General features: G+C 57.0%; 18 protein-coding genes. 8 read left to right on the top strand and 10 right to left on the bottom strand.

Going from position 1 to position 21,492, the window contains the following annotated elements; genetic code table 11:
* Positions 1 to 4 precede the first annotated feature (4 nt).
* Both kdpA and kdpF read right to left on the bottom strand, forming a co-directional pair.
* Positions 5 to 1,696, bottom strand: a complete 1,692-nt coding sequence (kdpA, locus tag HZS80_RS16380; protein ID WP_179916671.1) for a potassium-transporting ATPase subunit KdpA — start codon at positions 1,694 to 1,696, stop codon at positions 5 to 7.
* Positions 1,697 to 1,705: 9 nt separating this feature from the next.
* Positions 1,706 to 1,786, bottom strand: a complete 81-nt coding sequence (gene kdpF / locus HZS80_RS24160) for a K(+)-transporting ATPase subunit F (RefSeq protein WP_081742537.1) — start codon at positions 1,784 to 1,786, stop codon at positions 1,706 to 1,708.
* Between the two features lie 206 nt (positions 1,787 to 1,992).
* Here kdpF and trkA point away from each other — a divergent pair, with 206 nt between their 5' ends.
* Entirely contained in the window at positions 1,993 to 3,366 is a 1,374-nt protein-coding gene (gene trkA, locus HZS80_RS16370) for a Trk system potassium transporter TrkA (protein WP_035564622.1), read from the top strand.
* 29 nt (positions 3,367 to 3,395) lie between these two features.
* Here trkA and HZS80_RS16365 read toward each other — a convergent pair whose 3' ends face one another.
* The 4 genes from HZS80_RS16365 to gap all read right to left on the bottom strand — a co-directional run bounded on the left by HZS80_RS16365 (position 3,396) and on the right by gap (position 6,486).
* Entirely contained in the window at positions 3,396 to 4,142 is a 747-nt protein-coding gene (locus tag HZS80_RS16365; RefSeq protein WP_179916670.1) for an anti-sigma factor, read from the bottom strand.
* On the bottom strand, positions 4,139 to 4,693 hold the full coding sequence (locus HZS80_RS16360) for a sigma-70 family RNA polymerase sigma factor (protein WP_281662322.1): 555 nt from the start codon (positions 4,691 to 4,693) through the stop codon (positions 4,139 to 4,141). Before HZS80_RS16360 ends, HZS80_RS16365 begins: the two co-directional genes overlap by 4 nt.
* Positions 4,694 to 4,801: 108 nt before the next feature.
* On the bottom strand, positions 4,802 to 5,323 hold the full coding sequence (locus tag HZS80_RS16355; RefSeq protein ID WP_179916668.1) for a DUF3455 domain-containing protein: 522 nt from the start codon (positions 5,321 to 5,323) through the stop codon (positions 4,802 to 4,804).
* Between the two features lie 161 nt (positions 5,324 to 5,484).
* Entirely contained in the window at positions 5,485 to 6,486 is a 1,002-nt protein-coding gene (gene gap / locus HZS80_RS16350; protein WP_179916667.1) for a type I glyceraldehyde-3-phosphate dehydrogenase, read from the bottom strand.
* 219 nt (positions 6,487 to 6,705) lie between these two features.
* On the opposite strand from gap, the gene HZS80_RS16345 reads away from it, so the two are divergent.
* Complete coding sequence (locus tag HZS80_RS16345; protein WP_179916666.1) at positions 6,706 to 7,182, top strand: methylglyoxal synthase; 477 nt, start codon at positions 6,706 to 6,708, stop codon at positions 7,180 to 7,182.
* Positions 7,183 to 7,206: 24 nt separating this feature from the next.
* Here HZS80_RS16345 and cra read toward each other — a convergent pair whose 3' ends face one another.
* Positions 7,207 to 8,184: a catabolite repressor/activator gene (cra, locus tag HZS80_RS16340; RefSeq protein WP_035557045.1), complete on the bottom strand. Its 978-nt coding sequence runs from the start codon at positions 8,182 to 8,184 to the stop codon at positions 7,207 to 7,209.
* Positions 8,185 to 8,473: 289 nt separating this feature from the next.
* On the opposite strand from cra, the gene ptsP reads away from it, so the two are divergent.
* The 4 genes from ptsP to pgi all read left to right on the top strand — a co-directional run bounded on the left by ptsP (position 8,474) and on the right by pgi (position 15,923).
* Positions 8,474 to 11,344, top strand: a complete 2,871-nt coding sequence (ptsP, locus tag HZS80_RS16335) for a phosphoenolpyruvate--protein phosphotransferase (protein ID WP_179916665.1) — start codon at positions 8,474 to 8,476, stop codon at positions 11,342 to 11,344.
* Complete coding sequence (gene pfkB / locus HZS80_RS16330; RefSeq protein WP_179916664.1) at positions 11,344 to 12,327, top strand: 1-phosphofructokinase; 984 nt, start codon at positions 11,344 to 11,346, stop codon at positions 12,325 to 12,327. The genes ptsP and pfkB overlap by 1 nt, the downstream gene beginning before the upstream one ends.
* Positions 12,324 to 14,057 carry a PTS fructose-like transporter subunit IIB gene (locus tag HZS80_RS16325; protein ID WP_179916663.1) on the top strand — a complete coding sequence of 578 codons (1,734 nt, stop codon included), beginning with the start codon at positions 12,324 to 12,326 and terminating at the stop codon, positions 14,055 to 14,057. Before pfkB ends, HZS80_RS16325 begins: the two co-directional genes overlap by 4 nt.
* Positions 14,058 to 14,255: 198 nt before the next feature.
* Positions 14,256 to 15,923: a glucose-6-phosphate isomerase gene (gene pgi / locus HZS80_RS16320; RefSeq protein ID WP_179916662.1), complete on the top strand. Its 1,668-nt coding sequence runs from the start codon at positions 14,256 to 14,258 to the stop codon at positions 15,921 to 15,923.
* An 82-nt stretch (positions 15,924 to 16,005) separates the two neighbouring features.
* On the opposite strand, the gene HZS80_RS16315 is transcribed toward pgi, so the two are convergent.
* Together HZS80_RS16315 and HZS80_RS16310 are read right to left on the bottom strand one after the other, a co-directional pair.
* Positions 16,006 to 16,719 (bottom strand): Fic family protein, encoded by a 714-nt coding sequence (locus tag HZS80_RS16315; RefSeq protein WP_179916661.1) that lies wholly within the window; start codon positions 16,717 to 16,719, stop codon positions 16,006 to 16,008.
* A gap of 416 nt (positions 16,720 to 17,135) precedes the next feature.
* The gene (locus tag HZS80_RS16310) at positions 17,136 to 17,681 is read right to left on the bottom strand and encodes a DinB family protein (RefSeq protein ID WP_035557029.1); all 546 of its coding nucleotides are present in this window, start codon (positions 17,679 to 17,681) and stop codon (positions 17,136 to 17,138) included.
* A 179-nt stretch (positions 17,682 to 17,860) separates the two neighbouring features.
* On the opposite strand from HZS80_RS16310, the gene HZS80_RS16305 reads away from it, so the two are divergent.
* Together HZS80_RS16305 and HZS80_RS16300 are read left to right on the top strand one after the other, a co-directional pair.
* Positions 17,861 to 18,946 carry a PA0069 family radical SAM protein gene (locus tag HZS80_RS16305; RefSeq protein WP_179916660.1) on the top strand — a complete coding sequence of 362 codons (1,086 nt, stop codon included), beginning with the start codon at positions 17,861 to 17,863 and terminating at the stop codon, positions 18,944 to 18,946.
* 41 nt (positions 18,947 to 18,987) lie between these two features.
* Positions 18,988 to 19,293 carry a winged helix-turn-helix domain-containing protein gene (locus tag HZS80_RS16300; RefSeq protein ID WP_035557026.1) on the top strand — a complete coding sequence of 102 codons (306 nt, stop codon included), beginning with the start codon at positions 18,988 to 18,990 and terminating at the stop codon, positions 19,291 to 19,293.
* Here HZS80_RS16300 and HZS80_RS16295 read toward each other — a convergent pair.
* The gene (locus HZS80_RS16295) at positions 19,275 to 21,488 is read right to left on the bottom strand and encodes a heavy metal translocating P-type ATPase (protein WP_246362157.1); all 2,214 of its coding nucleotides are present in this window, start codon (positions 21,486 to 21,488) and stop codon (positions 19,275 to 19,277) included. The two genes, HZS80_RS16300 and HZS80_RS16295, sit on opposite strands and share 19 nt — an antisense overlap.
* Positions 21,489 to 21,492: the final 4 nt, after the last annotated feature.

Here is a 21,492-nt window from a genome sequence, read left to right as displayed (position 1 = left end):
TCTCCTAGAAGCCTTGCACGACGGATTCTGCAATCGGGCCAAGCACTAACGCCGGTAAGAAGCCAAGCAGGTTGACGATCACAATCACCCCTGCGGTTAAGCCCATAAAGGCGGGGCTATCCATAGGGAGGGTGCCGCGCCCCGCCGGTGCCGTGCGCTTAGCGGCCAACCAACCGGCTACCGCTAATGGCACTAGCATGGGTAAGAAGCGGCCAATCAACAGGGCGACCACGCAGGCGATATTCCACCAGGGGGTGTCATCGCCCAGCCCTTCAAAACCAGAGCCGTTATTGGCAAACGCGGAGGTGAACTCATAAAGCACTTGCGATAAGCCATGGAACCCTGGGTTGGAATTGGCGGCCGCACTTGGCATCGCCACGGTCAGCGCACTCAACCCCAGGATGACCAGCGGCTGAGCCAGAATCGCCAGTGAAATCCAGCGCATTTCGCGGGTTTCTAACGGTTTACCAAACAGCTCGGGCGCCCTGCCCACCATCAACGAGCCCACAAAGGCCGCCAACATCAGGTAGAGGAAGAAGCCAATCAGCCCGACGCCCACCCCACCGAAGGTCACGTTCACAAACATATCCATCAGCAGCATCATGCCGCCCATGGGGTTGAAGCTGTCGTGCATGGCGTTGACTGAGCCGTTGGAGGTTTGCGTTGTCCAACTGCCCCACAGAGCGGAAAGGTCAGTGCCAAAACGCAGCTCCTTGCCTTCCAAGTTGGCCCCCGGCTGGGAGAGTTCGACCAGGGCTGCATTGGGCATGCGTTCCGAATAGACCACCACCGAGGTGGAAATAAGAGAGAACGCGATCATCACGGCACCAATGCCCGTCATTAGCCGACGTCGACCACTGATCAGAGCGATCGCGATAAGCAGTGCCACGGGGATAAGCGTGAGTGAAGCGGTTTCGATAACGTTCGCCAGCGGCGTGGGGTTCTCAAGGGGCACGGTGGAGTTGGGGCCATACCAGCCACCGCCGTTGGTACCCAACTGCTTGATCGCCACCATGGACGCCACAGGGCCTAAGGGAATCGACTGCACTTCTTCCACCTGGGGATCCAGCATGTCTACCTGGTGGGCGGCCTGATAGCTGGCCGGTACGCCCTGCCAGGTCAGCAGCAGTGCGACAACCGCTGCCAGTGGCAACATAACCCGTACCACGGTGCGGGTAAGGTCGTGGTAGTAGTTGCCAACGCCGTTTAACACCTTGGCAGGCTTAGCGACTAACAAAGTGCGGGCAATCGCGACCAACACTGCGAGCCCCGTGGCGGGGGTTAAGAACTGCAGTGTGACAATGGCAAAGGTTTGGCTTAAATGCGAAAGCTGCGCTTGGCCAGAGTAGTGCTGCTGGTTAGTGTTGGTAGCGAACGACACCGCTGTATGCAGCGCCGTGTCCCACGGCATGCCGGGGATGCCGTCCGGGTTGAGAGGCAATAAGCCCTGACACATAAAGACCAGCCATGCCAGCAGTATCAAGCCCACATGCAGCTTAAGGATGGCTAACGCGTACACTTGCCACGTCATGGTGTGTTGACTGTTAACGCCCGCCAACCGGTAGATAGGCTTTTCGATCACGCCAAACAGCGTATCGAGCCGGTTCGTCTGTGTGCTTAATGCAAAAGCAATATAGATACCCAAGGGCACACTAAGCAGAGCCACTAAGGCGTAAATAGCGATCATATCGTTCATGACGATCTCCTAAAAACGCTCGGGACAGATGAGCGCGTAAAACAGATACGCCGCCGTGCCGGTCGCGATGATTAGCAATGCAATATTCATGGAAGTGCCTCCTTTGATTGGCACCTTGAGCTTAGAGATTGCAGGCGTAAAAATTCGATGGCGTTTAAGGCATTAGCCGTCAAAAAGGCGTAAAAAAAGCCCTTTCCGTCGGGCAAAAGCAGAACTGAGTCGACCTACCCTCGACAGCTTCCCCTTAGATAGGTGAGTATCTGTATTAACATGTCGCCAAAGTGATCTAACTACCGATGAAGATTATTATTTTAGGCGCCGGCCAGGTCGGCGGCACACTGGCTGAACACCTCGCCCGCGAGGAAAACGACATCACTGTCGTTGATACCGACGCCAAAAAACTGCGCGATCTGCATACCAAACTCGATATCCGCACCGTGACCGGGGCGGGCTCTTACCCCATTGTGCTGCGCCAGGCAGGCTGTGAAGACGCCGATATGTTGATCGCCGTCACCAACAGCGACGAGATCAATATGATCGCCTGCCAGGTCGCCCATACGCTGTTTCGCACCCCGACCAAAATTGCCCGGGTACGCGCCACGGCGTACTTAACCCGCAAGGGACTGTTTGCCCACGAAGCGATCCCCATCGACGTGCTGATCAGCCCCGAGCAGGTGGTGACCGACCACGTACGCCGCCTGATTGAGCACCCCGGTGCCCTGCAGGTACTGGAGTTTGCCGGTGGTTTGGTACAACTGGTGGCGGTCAAAGCGTTCTACGGCGGCCCGCTGGTGGGGCAGGATTTGGCCTTTTTGCGCCGCCATATGCCCAATGTGGATACCCGCGTGGCGGCGATTTACCGCCGCAACCGGCCGATTATCCCCCGCGGCGATACGGTCATTGAAGCCGACGACGAGGTGTTCTTCCTCGCCGCACGCCGCGATATTCGCGCGGTGATGAGCGAGCTGCGCCGGGTCGAGCGGGACTTTCGCCGCGTGGTGATTGCCGGGGGCGGTAATATCGGCGAGCGGCTGGCGGAGCATTTGGAGCATAGCCACCAGGTCAAGATCATCGAGCACAGCCTGGAGCGCTGCACCACCCTCTCAGAGCGGCTGGATCGCACCGTGGTGCTCCATGGCAGCGCCACCAGCAAGCGTCTGCTGGAAGAGGAGAATATCGAAGAGTGCGATATCTTCTGCGCGCTGACCAACGACGACGAGGTCAATATCATGTCCTCGCTGCTCGCCAAGCGTTTAGGCGCCAAGAAGGTGCTGACGTTGATCAACAACGCCGCTTATGTGGATTTGGTGCAGGGTGGCGAGATCGATATCGCTATTTCCCCACAGCAGGCGACCATCGGCAGCCTGCTGACGCACGTGCGACGCGGCGACATCGTCAACGTCCACTCGCTGCGCCGGGGCGCCGCCGAAGCGATTGAAGCCATTGCCCATGGCGATAAGCAGTCGTCTAAAGTGGTCGGCCGCACCATCCGTGAGATTGATCTACCAGAAGGCACCACCATCGGTGCGATTGTGCGCGGCAAGGAAGTTATCATCGCCCACGGCGATGTAATGGTGGAGAGCGGCGACCACGTGATTTTGTTCGTGATCGACAAGCGCCGCATTCGCGACGTGGAACGCCTGTTCCAAGTTGGCTTAACGTTCTTTTAAAGATACGTTTAACAGGCGCTTTTGAGAGGCTAGATCTCGACCGCGCGGCCAATAAATTCTATCGGCCCGGTGGGCAGGCCAGTGGCCGAACCGGTTTCGTCTTCCAGCGTTAGCTCAAATAGCTGGTTATCTTCAAGCGGCGGCAACTGGTCTAAGCGCAAACGGATCGGCTGGCCTGGCTCCACTAAACCCAGCGATACCGGGGCCTGCCACTCATCTGCTTTGGTCCAGAACTCTAGCGCTTTACCTTCGGGTACTTCGAAGGTGCCCAGGGGGATCAGTTCGATTTCCTGGCGCGATGAGGCCTGTACCACCCAACCCGCTGATTGGGTTTGTGGGGCAAGCAGAACCACCATGTACTCGGGCGTCGTTGAAATAGCTGGTTCAGTTATTTCATTGGTCAGCATCACCCCCATGACTAACGCCGCCGCTAAACCAAACCCGGCAGCGCCGCGCCAAAGCGGCAGGCTGTGCAGCATACGGCGGGGTCTTGGCGGCACGGCAGTGGTCGGTCGAGCACGCTTAGCAAGCGCTTCCCGTGACGCTAGGCTGCGCTCAATACGCGGCCATAAATAATCGGAGGGCGTTACCGGATCGGCGATACCGGTATAGGGCAAGAAGCGCTCTTCCCAAGCCATCACTGCTTTTTGCAGTTCAGGCTCATTGGGTAACCGAGCTTCCAGCGCTTTGCGCTGCTCTAACGACAAGGTACCCAGCACGTATTCACCCGCCAAGGCATGGTCATCTTCATGTTCGTGATCATTAGGGCGGGTCATGCCATACACTCCCGTAGGCGCAGCAAGCTGCGTTTGATCCAAGCTTTAACGGTTCCCAGCGGCGCGCCGGTATGCGCAGCGATTTCCGCGTGGCTAAGCCCATCGACATAGGCATGGAGTACGCAGTTACGCCGCTCCGGCTCAAGCGCTTCCAAACAGCTATCCATCCGCTGGCCGGTCTGCCAAGCGAAGGCTTCGTCGACAACGGAAGCGTGCTGAAATTGTTCGTCATGATCTAATTCGGTGGGAGCACTACTGTCGAACGTGATCTCGCGATCACGGTAACGAATGGCGTTTAAAGCCAAATGACGCGCGATACTGAATATCCACGCTCGGGCAGAGCCTTTATCGGGGTCAAAACTATCGGCGCGTTGCCAAATATTGAGGCACGCATCGTGGACAATATCTTCAGCCATACCACGATCTTTGACGATTCTTATGACCACGCCTAGTAATCGTGCACTCTCATGGACATAGAGTTGGTGCAAGGCGTCATGTTCGCCACGAGCACAGTTGGCTATTGCCGCGGCATGATCAAATTCTGAAGACACGTCAGTCAAACTTCAGCTCCCTGTTGACGGCACCGACGCCTGTCGTCGTTCTCGCAGACAGCATAGCCGCTGGGAACTCGCCAAACGAGTCCCCAGCACTCATTTAAGTTATTCAGCAGTCCAGAAGATATAGTCCGCCTGGTAAGTAACTACCGCGGTGGCACCGTCGTGATCCATATCACAGGCCACATCGGGCGCAACACCGCCTTGGGTGTTCAAGCGCTGAATGTAGCTAACGCCCATCATGGCGCCTTCGCCTTCAGCAGGGTTGGCTTCAACAAGCTGGAGCGGAATATTGCCATCGCCATTGGCGGCTGTGGCTAGCTGGGTGCCGGTGATTTTGGAACCGTCCAACGCTTCCCAGGTGGCTGGCGGGCCGAAGTAGCTACCCACCTGGCTGCCGTCGCTATCATTAAGTGCAGCGTGGGGGCCTTTAAATACCCACCCCATGTTGCCGTCGTCTTTGGTTTCGCACATGTAAGTAATCGCGCCAACGCCAACCGTTTCGAGGGCGATGGTGTTGCCGTCCGGTACTTGAACATCCGCAGGCGTATCGGCCAGAGCGGCATGACTGAAGGATGCAATCAGTGTGGCGGCTAAGGTAGCGCGCGTTAGATGGTGAAGTGTCATTTTCAGTCTCCTAAAAGGGTTTTTATCAGCCGCTTTAAATAGCGCCTGTATAGTGAATACCCGCGAGGAGACGTATTGGATGCACTATTTTTAAAAAATAAAAAACCCTGAGCAAGGGCTCAGGGTAACAAGTAGGAATAGTTAGCAGTGTTCGCTATAGCTTAAGCGGTCTTCTGCATCGCAATGGCGGTGTCCAGCATGCGGTTGGAGAAGCCCCACTCGTTGTCGTACCACGCCATAATCTTAACCAAACGACCATTTACACGGGTGTGATTGGTATCGAAGGTGGATGAGTTGGCATCGTGGTTGAAATCGATGGAGACCAGCGGCTCGGCATTAACCGCCAGCACCGGCGAATTCGCTGCAGCCTTCTCGACGATGGCATTGATTTCTTCTTTGGTGGTATCGCGGCTGGCGGTGAAAGTGAGATCCACCAGCGACACGTTGATCACCGGCACGCGAACTGCCAAGCCATCGAACTTGCCAGCCAGTTCCGGCAATACTAAACCTACCGCCGCTGCTGCCCCGGTCTTAGTCGGGATCATGGAGTGGGTCGCACTACGAGCGCGGTAAGGGTCGGAGTGGTAAACATCCGACAAATTCTGGTCGTTGGTGTAAGCGTGCACCGTGGTCATCAGACCATTCTCGATACCTACCGCATCGTTCAGCGCTTTTGCTACCGGCGCCAGGCAGTTCGTGGTGCAGGAGGCGTTGGAAACCACCGTATGCTCGGCGGTTAGAATATCGTCATTCACACCGTATACAATGGTGGCATCGGCGTCGGGGCTGGGTGCAGAAATAAGCACCTGCTTGGCGCCAGCAGTAATGTGCTTGGCAGCCGCCTCGCGCTTGGTAAACAGCCCAGTGCACTCCATCACCAGGTCGATATTCATCGACGACCACGGCAACTGTGCTGGGTCACGCTCGGAGGAGATCGCGATACGATCACCATCCACCGTGATGCTCTCGTTGTCATGCTCTACCTTGAAAGGGAAGTGGCCATGCACAGTGTCGTGACGCAGCAGGTGGGAGTTCAGCGAAGGATCGCCCAAATCGTTGATAGCGACAACCTGTACACGGTCGCGGTAGCTGTTCTCGTAAAGGGCGCGCAGTACGTTGCGGCCGATACGGCCAAACCCGTTAATCGCAACTCTTATTGTCATGATATAGCTCCTCAATTAACCAATGGTAGCAAGTGTCGCATTTAGTAAAAAAATTACTAAAAATACGTATTTAAGCGTCATGAGGCTGAAAATTCGTATAACAACGGCCCCAAAAGGCTTGTAAATATCCAATATGTAGTAAAATTACTATATAAGCGCTACCGTAGTCCAACATTAAAAACTGGTCTTATAAAGCCAATACAAGTAAAGGGTTCCGCCATGAGTGATGCACAACCGCCCCGCCAAGCTATCCGCACTCTACAAGCACGCAAACGCATTGCACTAATTGCCCACGACGGCAAGAAGGTCGAAATGCTGGAGTGGGCGACCCGCTGGCAAAGCGTGCTCAGCCAGCATGAGCTGATCGGCACCGGCACCACCGCCGGGCGATTGAAAACCGCGCTGGGACTCGACGTTGAAGGGTTGATGAGCGGGCCGTTGGGCGGCGACCAACAAATTGGCGCACGCATCGCCGAACAGCGCCTCGATGTACTGATTTTCTTTTGGGACCCCTTTTCGCCGCAGCCTCACGACCCCGACGTCAAGGCGCTGCTGCGCTTAGCCGCCCTGTGGAATGTGCCCGTTGCCTGCAATGCGGCCACCGCAGACTTCCTGCTTTCATCGCCCTATCTGGGCGAAAGCTACGATATGTTGATTCCGGATGCCAACGCTTGGGCCCAGGCCAGAACGGTCTAAGCAGCAAGCATTAAAACGCTGTACTCAGCGGGTGTGCAGGTGGCGGGCAACTACCTGCAGCCCACACTCGTAGTGGCCGTCCAAGGCGGCCAACGCGCAGTTCAGCGTCAACGCAGCAATCCGGTCATAATCCTGCAACACTGAATTGACCGGCTGGGGGAGAAAATCCAGTAGCCGGTGATCGCCAAAGGTGGCCAAACGGATATTTTCTGGCAAGCCACCACGCTCCAAGAACACATCAAACACCCCTTCCAGCAGCGTATAAGACGCCGTTACCAGCGCATCGGCGCCGCCTTCCTCATCCAACAGCCTGGCTGCAAGGCGCGCCCCTTCGCTACGCTCATAGCTCACTCCGCTCAAGATCAGCGGCACAATCTCCGTGCCGCTCAATGCCGCCTGGAAACCGGCCCGCCGTTCGCGGCTGATCGATAGATTCGGCATTGCCTCCAGCCACGCCACACGTTTGGTTGCCCCGCCGATTACCGAGCGTGTCAATGCCTCGGCCGCTTCGCAGTCATTGCTCACCACACTGGAAAACAGCTCGGGATTCAGGCCACGGTCCATGCCCACCACACACCAGCCCTCGTCTACCAGATCGGCGTAGAAGGTGTCGTCGCTGGGCAGACAACTGGCGGTGATCAACACCTCGCAGCGCTGGGCACGCAGCGCCAGGGCGAGTGCTCGCTCGCTCTCAGCACAGTCATCCGAGCTGACGATCAGCAACTGATAGCCCTGCTCCCGCGCGCCACGCTCCAGGCGTTTCGCCAGCCGGGCATAACTGATGTTCTCCAGATCCGGCACGATAAGGCCCAGCAGACGGCTCGCCCCACGGCGCAGTGCGGCCGCTTGCGGGTCTATGTGGTAACGGTGCTGACGTACTACTGCCATCACTTTCTCAATCGTTGCCACGCTAATACGACGCTGCTCGGCCTGGCCATTAATCACGTAGCTAGCGGTCGTGCGCGAGACGCCGGCTAGCCGGGCAATATCGGCGAGTGTCATTCGGGTTCCCCTTGGTGTGACCGGGCAGTTTATCAGCAAGTAAGCGCCTACCAGACCAAAGTCTAAAAGTACAAACCTTGTGTCATGCAGTGAATCGATTCAGCATAGCACTAACACTAGATTAATTGGCAAGGATGAATCACCGCTGAAGGGTCGATTCATCCCACTGGCATTAATGCCATTACCATGATCATTTAACGACGATCACTTATGTACACGCCCTGCACTCGGCCCACAGTACTCACCGAAAGTACTTTGCAGCAACAGAGCGCGTTTACAGGAGAATACTATGTTGACACTCGGCCCCGATGACATCCTGCTAGGCCGCCACGCGGATAGCTGGCAAACCGCTCTGGACAGTGCTGCTGAAGCGCTGGTAGACGCTGGATTAGTTGAGGCCGAGTACCGCGACGGCCTGCACGACCGCGAAGCCCAGTCATCGACGTTCCTGGGCAATGCCATTGCCATCCCCCATGGCACGCCAGAAAGCCGTCGGCACGTGAAGCAGACTGGCGTCCGCGTGCTGCAGTTTCCCCAAGGAATCGAGTGGCACGACGGTCAACAGGTGCATGTGCTGGTGACCATCGCGGCCCAGAACGATGAGCACTTGGATATTTTGCGCCAGCTCACTCACGTGCTGGATCGTGAAGGGGTTGCCGAGCAGTTGGCCAGCGCCAGTTCCGCTGCCGATGTGGCGCGCCTGCTGTCCAAACCGACGCTTGAGCCACGCTTGGATGCCGACACGCTATGTGTCAACTTTCCCGCTCGCGACCCTCAAGAGCTCGCCCTGGCCTCCGCCGCCCGCCTGCGTCAAAGCGGCTGCGTCGATAACGCCTTCATTGCCGCTGTCGCCGCCGCTCAACCCACCTGGTTAGGCAAGGGGTTGTGGCTGGCCAGCAGCTCGCAAGGGGTTAATCAGCCCGCGCTTGGGGTCGCCACGCCAGCGTCGCATACCTTGGAAAGCGCTGGCCACCCGGTCCATGCGCTGTTCTGCTTAGCTGCCCACGGTGATGCCCACCGTCCGCTGTTAGAGCAATTAATGGCCTTGCTGGATAGCGGCGCCAGCGACACGCTGCTCACATGCAACAGTGCTCAACTGCTTTCCCTGCTGGCGGGCGAGACCGCCAGCACCCCCACCCGTCGCGTTCGAGTGCTTAATCCCCATGGCCTGCACGCCCGCCCCGCCAAGCAGTTGGTGCAAGTCGCCCGCGCCCAGGCCATGGCGATCAATGTGCGGCTGGAAGAAGGCAGCGCCACGCTGGTCTCGGCGGCCAGCTTGACCAAGGTGATCGGCCTGGGCGCTCGCCGCGGCCAATGGCTGGTGCTGTCCGCCGAAGGTGATAACGCACGTCAAGCGCTCGAGAGCGTGGCGGAAACGATTGAGGCTGGCTTGGGCGAGAAAATAACGCCCCTTGACGGCGGCTTTGACACCGCACCCGAAGCCAGCACGACTCAACCGGCCGTCGAGCCACTGGCTGCCGACACGCCCCATACCGGCGTGGCCGCTTCGCCGGGCTTGGCCATTGCCCCGGTGTTTGTTATCCGCCCCATGCAGTTCGACTACCCCGAGCACGCCGATGACGCGGAGCAACAGCTCATCCGCCTGAATCACGCCATCAAGGAGGGCGCGGCTCAACTGGAGGCGCTGGTTCGCAATGCCCAGGGCGGCGAAGTCGCCGATATTCTCTCGATGCACGAAGAGATGCTCGTCGACCCGGAACTTCACCACGCGGCCTCGGATGCCATTCGCGAAGGACGCTCGGCGGAAGCGGGCTGGTGGGAAGCGATTGAAACCGCTGCCCACGCCCAGGAAATGCTGGCCGACCGCCTGCTGGCCGAACGCGCCGCCGACCTGCGCGACGTAGGCCGCCGTGTGCTTGGCGTGCTCTGCGATGTGACGCTTCCAGAACCGCCTGACCACCCCTATATTCTGGTCATGGACGACATCGGCCCTTCCGATGTGGCGCGCCTGGATACCTCCCGTGTGCGTGGCCTGCTCACTGTACGCGGTGGTGCGACAGCCCACAGTGCCATTCTGGCCCGCGCGTTGGGTATTCCTGCCGTGGTGGGCGCTGGGCAGGCGGTGATGGCACTCAATAACGCCAGCATGATGATTCTGGATGGTGATCGTGGCCGGGTAACATCGCAACCTTCCGAAGAGCGGTTACAGCGTGCCGAGCAGCAGCTGCTCGACCACCAGCAGCGCGAAGCCGCTGCCTGGGAAACCCGCTTTGAGGTTGCTCAAACTCGCGATGGCCACCGTGTCGAAGTCGCCGCCAACCTGGGCAATACCGCCCACGCTGTCGATGCAGTAGAGCGCGGCGCCGAGGGTGTTGGCCTGCTACGTACTGAATTTCTGTTTATGGCCCACGCCAGCGCCCCGGATTTGACCACTCAGATCGGCGAGTACCGCCAAGCGGTGGAAGCGTTGGGCGGCCGCCCGCTGGTGGCACGGACCCTGGATGTGGGCGGTGACAAGCCGCTGCCTTACTGGCCGGTCCCCCAGGAAGATAACCCCTTCCTGGGACTGCGCGGCATTCGCCTGGCGCTGACCCAGCCCGATGTGCTCGAGACCCAACTGCGGGCACTGCTGATGGCCAGCAAGGATTACCCTTTGCGCATCATGCTGCCAATGATCAAGGACATTGCCGAGTTCCGCGCCGTCAAAGTCATCTACGATCGCTTACTCCAAGAGATCCCCACTTCCCAGCGCGCCACCGATGTGCAGCTTGGCGTGATGATTGAAATACCCTCCAGCGCGCTGCTAGCGCCTAGCCTCGCCGCCGAAGTCGATTTCTTCTCAGTAGGCACCAATGATCTGACCCAGTACACCCTGGCGATCGACCGCGGCCACCCGGAACTCTCTGCCCAGGCCGATGGCTTACACCCTGCTGTGCTGCGTTTGATTCAAATGACCGTGGCGGCAGCCCATACCCAAGGCAAATGGGTCGGCGTGTGCGGCGAGTTGGCCTCAGATGCCGTGGCCATTCCGGTATTGGTAGGCCTTGGCGTGGACGAGCTTTCCGTCAGCGCGCGGCAAATCCCACTGGTCAAAGCCCGCCTGCGCGAGTTTGACTTCGCTGATGCCCAAGCCAGCGCCCAGTTAGCGCTGAATCAGGCGACTAGCGATGAAGTGCGCGATGCACTGGAGGCGCGCTAATGGCCCGCGTGCTATGCATTACCCTGAATCCGGCGCTGGATTTGGCGTTTACTCTTGACGCCCTGGTGCTGGGCAGCGTCAACCGCCCCACCAGCGCGCAGTTAGAAGCGGCAGGCAAAGGCGTTAACGTTGCCCGCGTGCTGGCAGGCCTTGGCCACGACGTCACCGTTAGCGGCTTTTTAGGTGCCGATAACGACGCTCCCTTTCAGTTGGCATTTACCCAGTACTCCTTGACCGACGCCTTTGTGCGCGTGCCGGGGGAAACCCGTATCAATGCCAAAATAGCTGAACAGAGCGGCCGCGTTACCGATATTAACGGCCCTGGCATGCCCATTAACGCCACACATCTACAGGTGCTGATCAACACGTTGGATACCGAGCTTTCCGGGGCCACGCCACCCCAGGCGATCGTCGTGGCGGGCAGCCTCCCCCCTGGGCTGTCACTGGATGATTTCAGCGCGCTGTTGAACCACTTAAACGCCAGCGGCGTACCGCTCTGGGTAGACACCAGTGGCCCGGCACTCAATGCGGCAATAGCGACTCACCCCGCCGGTGTTAAGCCTAATGAAAACGAACTGGCAGAGTGGGCAGGCGAAGAGACGACTTCTTTCGATGCGCGCTTGAATGCGGCCAAGCGGCTGCATAAAAGCGGCATCGCCCATGCGCTGATTTCAGCGGGGGCCGAAGGCGTGCTGTGGGTTAACGCTCACGGTGCTTGGCACGCCACCCCACCCACGGTTACGGCTACTAACACCGTCTGCGCTGGCGATACCTTTGTTGCGGGCATGCTCCACGGCTTGCTGACTCATGAGAACGGTCAGCACGACGCTGAACAAACGCTGCGCTTTGCCACCGCGCTCTCGGCCGAGGCCGTGCGCCACGTTGGCGTGGGCAATCCCCACGCTGTCGATTTCGATTCACTCCAACAAAATACCCGGATACGGCGTCTTGACGACCCCATCACCGAGGGAGCCACGCTATGAATATTATTCTGATTACCGCCTGCCCAAGCGGCATGGCCACTACCTTCCTCGCCGCCAAGCGCCTAGAACAAGCAGCCCAGCGCCAGGGCTGGTCGGCGCACGTTGAAATGCATGGCGAAATCGCTCCATTGCAGGCCGCAACGGCCGAACAGATTGCTAACGCCGATTTGATCGTGGTTGCCGCCGATCACGTACCCGCACCGGAACGCTTCGAAGGCAAGCGCCTGTTTCAAGCACCAATTGCCAGTGCCCTTCCCGACCCCAGCGCTTTTCTAGCCCAGGCTAAGCGCGAAGCGCCGATTTATAGCGCGCCTGCCGCCGCTAGCGCACCTACCCCGGCAAGCAGCGCGGGTGGCAAGAAAATCGTTGCCGTCACCGCCTGCCCCACCGGCGTGGCGCATACGTTTATGGCCGCTGAAGCACTCGCAGAGGCGGGCAAAGCCATGGGCCACGCCATTCGCGTGGAAACCCAAGGCTCGGTGGGCGCACAAGATAAGTTGACTGAACAAGAGATCGCCGACGCCGACGTAGTCGTATTGGCCTGCGATATCGACGTTGATCCATCGCGCTTTGCAGGTAAGCGCATCTACCGCACCTCTACCGGCAATGCGCTGAAAAAGCCACGCCCAACGCTTGAAGCCGCCCTCAGCGAGGCCGCCATAGAAAACGGTAGCAGCAGTGCAGGCACAGCGAACAAGAGCGTTAAGGAGAAAGGTGTTTATAAGCACCTGCTCACCGGCGTTTCCTTTATGTTGCCGATGGTCGTGGCGGGTGGCCTGCTGATCGCCCTCTCCTTTGTGTTTGGCATTGAAGCGTTTGAGCAGGAAGGCACCCTGGCTGCAGCGCTAATGCAGATTGGGGGCGGCACCGCCTTTGCGCTTATGATTCCGGTGCTGGCTGGCTATATCGCCTACTCGATTGCCGACCGCCCCGGCATCGCACCGGGTATGATTGGCGGCATGCTGGCGGCCAATATCGGCTCCGGCTTTATCGGCGGCATTTTGGCAGGCTTCCTAGCAGGTTATGTGGCGCTGGCGGTTACTCGCTACGTCAAGCTGCCCTCCAGCGTTGAATCCCTGAAGCCGATTCTGATCATTCCGCTGGTTGCCAGCTTGGTCACCGGCCTGACTATGATCTATGTGATTGGCGAACCGGTCGCGGCGCTGCTTAGTGCTCTCACCAGCTTCCTGGAATCCATGGGCTCCACCAATGCGGTACTGCTGGGTATTCTGCTGGGCGCGATGATGTGCTTCGATCTGGGTGGCCCGGTCAACAAAGCTGCTTACACCTTTGGCGTGGGCCTACTCGCCTCTGAAACTTACGGCCCCATGGCGGCGATTATGGCGGCGGGAATGGTACCTGCCATTGGTATGGGCATTGCCAGCTTTGTCGCGCGTAACAAGTTCTCGGCACCGGAGCGCGAGGCGGGCAAAGCCTCGTTCGTACTGGGCCTGTGTTTTATCAGTGAAGGCGCGATTCCCTTTGCGGCAAAAGACCCACTACGCGTTATTCCCGCCTGTATCGCAGGCGGAGCCCTTACCGGCGCCCTATCTATGCTGGTAGGTGCAAAACTGATGGCGCCTCACGGTGGCATCTTTGTACTACTGATACCCAACGCCATTACTCCGGCGCTGCTCTACCTTGGCGCTATTGTGGCTGGCTCGCTAGTGACCGGCTTAGGCTATGCGTTTATCAAACGTGGCGCAGCCCAAGTAGCCGTTGCCGCTTAAGGGCTCTTCGAAAAAATGAGGGCAGGCGGACATGCTTGCCCTCTAATGGTAGCGTTTTAAAAAACGTAGCTTTACGCATTAAATCCGTGATTACACTCCCAAAGCCCTCTACTCTTCGTCATTTTTTATGTAGTATTTTTACATAGCCTACTTTTTGTTGTTGATCACCCAATTCATTTATAACAAACGGATCGCCCTATGTTTCAGCTCACTCGTAGTGTTACCTGGCAGGCGCTTGATCGCCTGCGCGACAAAACCGCTAACGACCGCATTCGTGACTACTTCACCAATGATCCGCAGCGCTTTGAGAAAATGAGCTTACGGGTGGGCGGTCTGTTTCTTGACTACTCCAAGCACCAGGTATCCGATGAAGTGCTTACCAAGCTGATAGAGCTGGCCGACCACTCTGCGCTGGTACAGCGGCGGGCGCAGATGTTCTCTGGCGATATCATCAACGTCACGGAAAACCGTCCGGTGCTGCACACCGCTCTGCGCCACTTAGGTGATGAGCCGGTGTATGTAGACGGCGAAGACGTAATGCCCGAGATCACCCGCACTCGCGAACAGATCAAGCTGTTCTCAGAAGCGGTGCGCAGCGGCGAATGGAAAGGCTACAGCGGCAAACGCATTAAAGACGTGGTCAATATTGGTATTGGCGGCTCGGATCTGGGGCCCAATATGGCCGTGCGCGCGCTGCTCAAGTACCGCCACCCGGAGCTCCACTTCCACTTTGTTTCCAATGTGGACGGCACCCATATTCAGAAAGTGCTTTCGCGACTTGATCCGGCCACCACGCTGTTTATTGTCTCTACCAAGACCTTCTCTACACAGGAGACACTGCTAAACGCCAAAACAGCGCGGCGCTGGTTTGTAGAGAACGCAGGTGAAGACGCCGATGTGGGTGCGCACTTTATTGCCGCCTCCACCAACCGCAAAGCGGCCATGGAGTTTGGCATTCGCGAAGAGAACGTGTTCGAATTCTGGGCCTGGGTGGGCGGTCGCTACTCCATGTGGTCGTCCATCGGGCTGCCGATTGCGCTTTCGATCGGTTTCGAAGGCTTTATCGAGCTGCTGGAAGGCGCGCACGAGATGGATAACCATTTCATCAACGCGCCCTTCTCGCAAAACATGCCGGTGCTGATGGCGCTAATAGGCATTTGGTACATCAACTTTATTGGCGCCGAAACCCAAGCCATCGTTCCCTACGACCAGGCGCTGAATCAGCTGCCTTCTTTCCTGCAGCAGCTTGATATGGAGTCCAATGGCAAGTCGGTGGATATTTTCGGCCACCCGGTGAACTACAAAACCGGCCCGATTGTGTGGGGGCAAACTGGTTCCAACGGCCAGCACGCTTTCTTCCAACTACTGCACCAAGGCACCCGCTACGTGCCGATTGATTTTATTGCCTCGCTCAAGCCCGAGCCCGGCGTGGAAGACCACCACTTCGCCTTACTGACCAATATGCTCGCTCAGGCCAACGCCTTTATGGAGGGCAGCCAGGGGGACAGCAAAGAACTCAGCCAACACGACCCCTACAGTTGCCCCGGCAACCGCCCTTCCAGCACGCTACTGCTGGACGAGCTAACGCCGAAAAACCTAGGCGCACTGATTGCGCTCTACGAGCACAAGGTGTTTGTGCAAGGGGTGATCTGGAACATCAACTCGTTTGACCAGTGGGGCGTACAGCTTGGCAAACGCATCGCGGGTGAAATCAGCGAACGCATCGATGCCCACGCCGCCGACTTCGATGCCTCCACACAAGGCCTGCTGGAGTTGGTGCGGGCGCACTTCCCTAATGGCGGCAGTGACGAAAAGGAAAGCGCACCGGCCAGTGCCGACAAGAAGCCAACACGGAAAAAACATTGAACGAATAGGCTTATAAATCGATAGAAAACAACGCCTTGGTTTGAAAGAACCAAGGCGTTTTAATTTTTGCTGAGCCTTACTATTAGCCGATTGGCAGGTCGAGCTTAAAGTTCTTAATGATTTTCTTGTCTAAACAGCTTCTTAGAAACGTATTCATCGGTGCCATATTGTTAGATGTATAAAAATCCAACATCAGGGTATTGAACTCTTGCTGTCGTTTGGCTGGAACATTAATAATCGGGAATCCATGCATCAGCAAAATGCCATTCATCATAAAGCGACCAGTACGCTTGTTAACATCCCAGAAAAATTGAGCCCTAGCCATCTGCAGAAACGCAGTGATGGCTTGGTCGTAACTGTCCTCTTCGCTCGCTACTAGCCGCTGGACTTCTTGCCATTTAGCTTCAAGCTCGTCAGGCATAGGCGGCTCATAGTCAGAACCTGCAACCGTTACATAACCCGAGCGAAACTTGCCCCACTCCAGCGCCTCTTCTTTACCGGCAATGACATGGATGTCTAGAGCGGTTTGCTTATCAAAGCGGAACTGCCCCTTATCGACTAAATAAAATATATATTCCCAAGCTTTCGCCTGGTTAATCGCCATATTCTGATCGCTGATTTTATGGCCGCCCACGGTGATCCCATCCAAAATGGTCTGCACCTCGGGCAGTGTCATAGCGACCCCCTCAAGATTCACGGCATCGTATACCAAAGCAGGCACATCCCGTATCGCCAGTTGCCTAGCCAAGGGGGCGTTAGGCTTCATGTTCCAAAGTTTATCTTGTGCTGGCTCCATGGGAGTGGGACTCGTGTTCGGCAAATGGGATAAGTATATCGCTACGGGATAGAGTATATGCGGTGAGGAAGCTATCTGTTACTAAACAGAGCTAATAGGCTCTGATGCTTCGCTCTTTTTAACGCCTCTATGCTCGCACATCTCTGCCAGTTTCGACTCCGATAAAAACGTGGCGGCGATGGTGGATTCTAACCAGATAGCCAGAACGGACTCACTATCGCTTAGCGTAAATAACCGATCATTCCATGTGCCTATACATAATATGTTGAGGCCCCGCAGCCCCGCCCAGGTAACGCTCACCAGTCTCATAAAAGCCCGCCTTTCGATAACAGTTGTATGCCGCGAGGTTCTTACAGTTCACCGTCAGGGAGTTAAGAGAGCAAATTAATTAACTATGACCAGCATGCTGGTCAATATTATTGGCTACCGGCCTCATCCGGTATCAGCGCCAGCAAGTCGGTGACCTCAATATCTAGACCGGCTTGCGAGAGCAGCGTTGTTATCTGCCCGCGGTGGTGGGTTTGGTGATTGAAGAAGTGCAAGATCAGGCTGGAGAAACTGCGGATGGCTGGAACTCCTTTCATATTTTGGTAACTCAAGATTGTCTCTAGATCCTCATCTGTCAGCGCTGCGATCCAATTGATAATCACGCTATCCAACCATTGACGATGTGCCTTGAGGCCATCCAAGTCATCAAACATCACTTGATCAAGCCGCGCAGGCGTTGGCAGCGCCACCATGACCGCAAGTGTTGTGGTAGAAGAGGGATGGCTTGCAAACCGCTTAAGCCAAAGCGTGTCGGCTACAACGATATGATTTAAAGTGCCAAAAATAGAGCCAAAGTAAGCGCCTCTCTCCTCTGCAAGTTCAGTTGTACTCAGCTTGCTAGCCGTATCGTATACCTTGGCATTCATCCACTGATTGTAGGATGCCATTAATGCAAAATGTGGTTGAAGTTCCATAGGTCAAATCGCCTCTTTCCATGCTGGCAACAACGGGGTCTTTAAGCGTATGAAATAAAGACGCGTTTGTATCCCCGAATTTGCTATTTAAGCCGCTAAGCCTTTTCTTGCGCCTTTGCCCAAACGCCATATACTGTATAAATAGCCATATAGTTAGTTATACAGGTCAGAGGTGGCAAATGACGACTCCCGATCAAACATCGAGTGTTTCAGCTGTGCGCAAAGGCCGCGGAGCAACGTACGACCCGCACAATCGTTTTTCACCTACCCATAGCGTGGTGGAAGACGATGGTTGGTGGCGGGAAGAAACATCTACAACCATCGCCACCGAAGTGCGAGAAGAGGTGAGCAAGAGCGCGCTATCGTGGAATAAATCGCCGGATTTGCCATTTGACCGCTCGCTGAATCCTTACCGTGGCTGTGAACATGGCTGCGTTTACTGCTACGCACGCCCCTCACATGCTTACTGGGATCTATCGCCAGGGCTGGATTTTGAAACTAAACTCATTGCCCGCAGCGGTTTGGTGGAACGGTTAACGGAGGAGCTTTGCCATCCCAACTACATCTGCCGCCCCATCAATCTTTCTGGCAATACCGACTGCTACCAGCCGTTAGAGGCTACTTATAAAACTACACGCCGCTTGCTGGAGTTGCTGTTGGAGTGTCGCCATCCGGTAACGTTAGTGACTAAAAGCACGCTGGTGCTACGCGATCTAGAACTATTGGCAGAGATGGCAGAGCATCGGCTGGTGCGTGTGTTTGTTAGCTTGACCAGCCTGGACGCCAATTTAAAGCGCACGCTAGAACCACGGGCGGCCTCGCCTCAGGCGCGCTTGCGGGCCATTAGTGAACTCAATACGGCGGGAGTCCCAGTCGGCACATTGATTTCACCGGTTATCCCAGGGCTGACTGATCATGAAATTGAAAAGCTACTGGAAGCCGCCAGCCGAGCAGGCGCACGAACGGCGGCCTGGATGCTGCTGCGCTTACCTTACGAAGTAGCGCCGCTGTTTGAGGCGTGGCTGGAAGCTCACTACCCAGAACGCGCCGCCAAAGTGATGAGCCTTATGCGCCAGTGCAGAGGCGGTAAGGCCTATGATGCCAAGTTTGGTAAGCGCTTTCGTGGAGAAGGGGTATTCGCTGATTTAATTGCTCAGCGCTTTGCTCGCGCCAGCCGCCAGTGGAACATGCAGGATCGCACCGAGCAGGGCTTGAATACGCGGGATTTCCGCCCACCACGGGCGCAGGGCGACTTATTCCTTTAAGCTAAGCAGCGCGTTAATCAATTTGCTGTTAAGGAAGCCTAATGTCCGCGCTTAGCAAAACGAAATCGAGTTTTTACCGACGTTTATACGTAGCCCATCTTATCGAACATGGCGCTGCCAGCGTGCCTGCACTAATTGAAGCCACCGGCATGCCACGGCGTACCGCTCAGGATACGATCGCCTCCCTTGCCGAATTAGATATCGAGTGCGTATTTACAAGAGATGAAGGCGAGCGCCACAACATTGGCCGCTACCAAATACGCGATTGGGGGGCGATTGACCCACGTTGGGTGGCAACGAATGCCGAGCGGCTTAAACAGGCACTTGGCTATTCCGGAGCCCTCTGATCGTTTTCCTCCGGCTCGGCCCACGCTAACCGTGCGGCATTGAGCGTGACACTCAGCGAACTTGCCGCCATAGCGAGTACCGCAACCAGAGGTGGAATGGCCATCACAGCTACCAGCCCTAGGGCCAGCGTATTATACAGTGCCGAAAAGAACAGATTCTGCACCATGATGCGCCGGGTGTATTTAGCAATGCTAAGCAGTTTTACTACCCCCCCCACTCCCGGCGTCATAAGCTGTGCGGAAGCCCCTTCACGGGCGGCCTCGCTGGCACTTAGCGGGGCAATACCCACATCAGCCGCGGCCAAGCTCAACGTATCATTCAAGCCATCACCTACATAGAGCGTTGGCGCTAGTAGCGCCTGCAACAACCGCGCTTTGGCTTCGGGCGAACGCTGGGCATAGCAAGCTTCTCGGGCAAGCCCTATCTGCTCACCCAGCCAGCTAACAGCCCCCTGCCGGTCGCCGCTAATCATCGCCACCACATAGCCTGATGCGAGCAGGCGCTTCACGCTTGGAGCGGCATCCTCCACCGGTTGATCGGCCAGATAGAACGTGGCCAGCCAGCCCGCTTCATCAGCCAACATCACTTGAGAAGCAAACGCCAGCGCGGGGTCTTCAGCTTGAAATGGCAACGCAATCTGCTGACGAGTTAGCCAATTAGCGCTACCTAGCGTTAGCCACTCGCCGCTATTTAGCTGCACACGGCGCCCTTCCCCAGGCGATTCATTTACTTCTATATTCTGATCAGGATTCTGCTCAGGGTTCTGCTCACGTTGATCATTCGACCAGTGCGCTAACGCGTGCGCTAGCGGATGTTCGCTTCCAGCGACGGCGGCGCTTAGTTTGCGCTGCACCGTGTGTTTATCAACGCCCTCCCGTGCCTGCCAATGCAGCACGGAATTATTGCCGGTCGTTAAGGTGCCGGTTTTATCCAGGGCTACCGAGCGAATGCGCGCCAAAGTTTCAAGCGCGGCCGGGTCGCGTAGCGCAATACCTTGCTGCATGGCCTGACCGCTACCAGCAAGGCTTGCCAACGGCACGGCAAGCCCAACGGCACAGGGGCATGCCACCACCAGTACGGAAAGCGCCCGCACAAAGGCCTCTTCCCAGCCCGTTCCAAATAACAGCGCAGTAGGCAACGTCAGCAGCGCCAGTACAAGTGCTAAGGGGCTTAGCCAAGCTGCAAAGCGATCAGCTAGCTTCTGCAGCTCGCCTTTTTTGGCCTGATAGCGGCGCATTTCGTCACATAGCCGATCCAGTCGCCGCTTGCCTACCCCGGCACTCACCTGCATTACCAGCGGCGTTGCACCCAGGTAGCGGCAGCCTGCGTAGACCTTCTGACCTGTATGAAAGTGGCGCGGCAGGCTTTCGCCGGTCAGCGAGGCGGTATTGACCCAGCCAGGCGCCTCCAGGGTGCCATCAAGCGCAACCAGCTCACCTGGCGCTAACTCGACGCGCATTCCTGCAGCCACTTCATCGGCAGGAACCATTACCCAATGTTCATGTTGGTAAACGCTTATGTTCGCGTTCGGTAGTGTCAATGCGTCCAGCGCTTTTAACCCACGGTGACGGCACAGCGTTTCCACTAACCGCCCGACCAGCAATAGCACAATCAGCATCACCGCCGTATCGAAATACACTTCCGATGAACCGCGCCATAAAAGCCCGATCGAGACGAGCACCGCGCCAAATACACCAAGGCTAACGAGCACATCCATTCCAGGGCGTTTGGCGAGCAATGTACGCCATCCCGCTCGGTAAAACGGCACGCCCGCAAACAGCACCACGGGAAGTGAAAAAGCACCCGACACCCATGCCACTACCTGCTCGACCTGTTCATTGGGCAAGGCGGATGCGTAGATCAAAATTGAGGCAAGCATGGTCCACATGCCAAATAGCGAACCCACCATCAGTCTAAGTGTGAGGTAGCGGCTCTCCTCTTCCAATCGTGCATGGGCATCGCCCACCGGCTCAAGTTCCGTCAGCCGGTAGCCTAGTCGCTTAACCTTTAAGGCAAGCACTGAGAGCTGAGTCGCGGCTGGCGTGCCGCTTATACAGAGCGTGGCGCTGGGATAATGCACGCTAACGTCGTGCACGCCATCACTCCGTTTGAGGGAGCCTTCCACGGCCAACGCGCAACTGGTGCACCACATGCCGTGAAGGGTATAGAGCTTGTCTGCGTTAGTGTCAGTCATACCA

It is taken from the genome of Vreelandella glaciei, assembly GCF_013415125.1.
GTDB classification, from domain to species: domain Bacteria; phylum Pseudomonadota; class Gammaproteobacteria; order Pseudomonadales; family Halomonadaceae; genus Vreelandella; species Vreelandella glaciei.
This window is presented reverse-complemented; position numbering and strand designations above follow the sequence as displayed.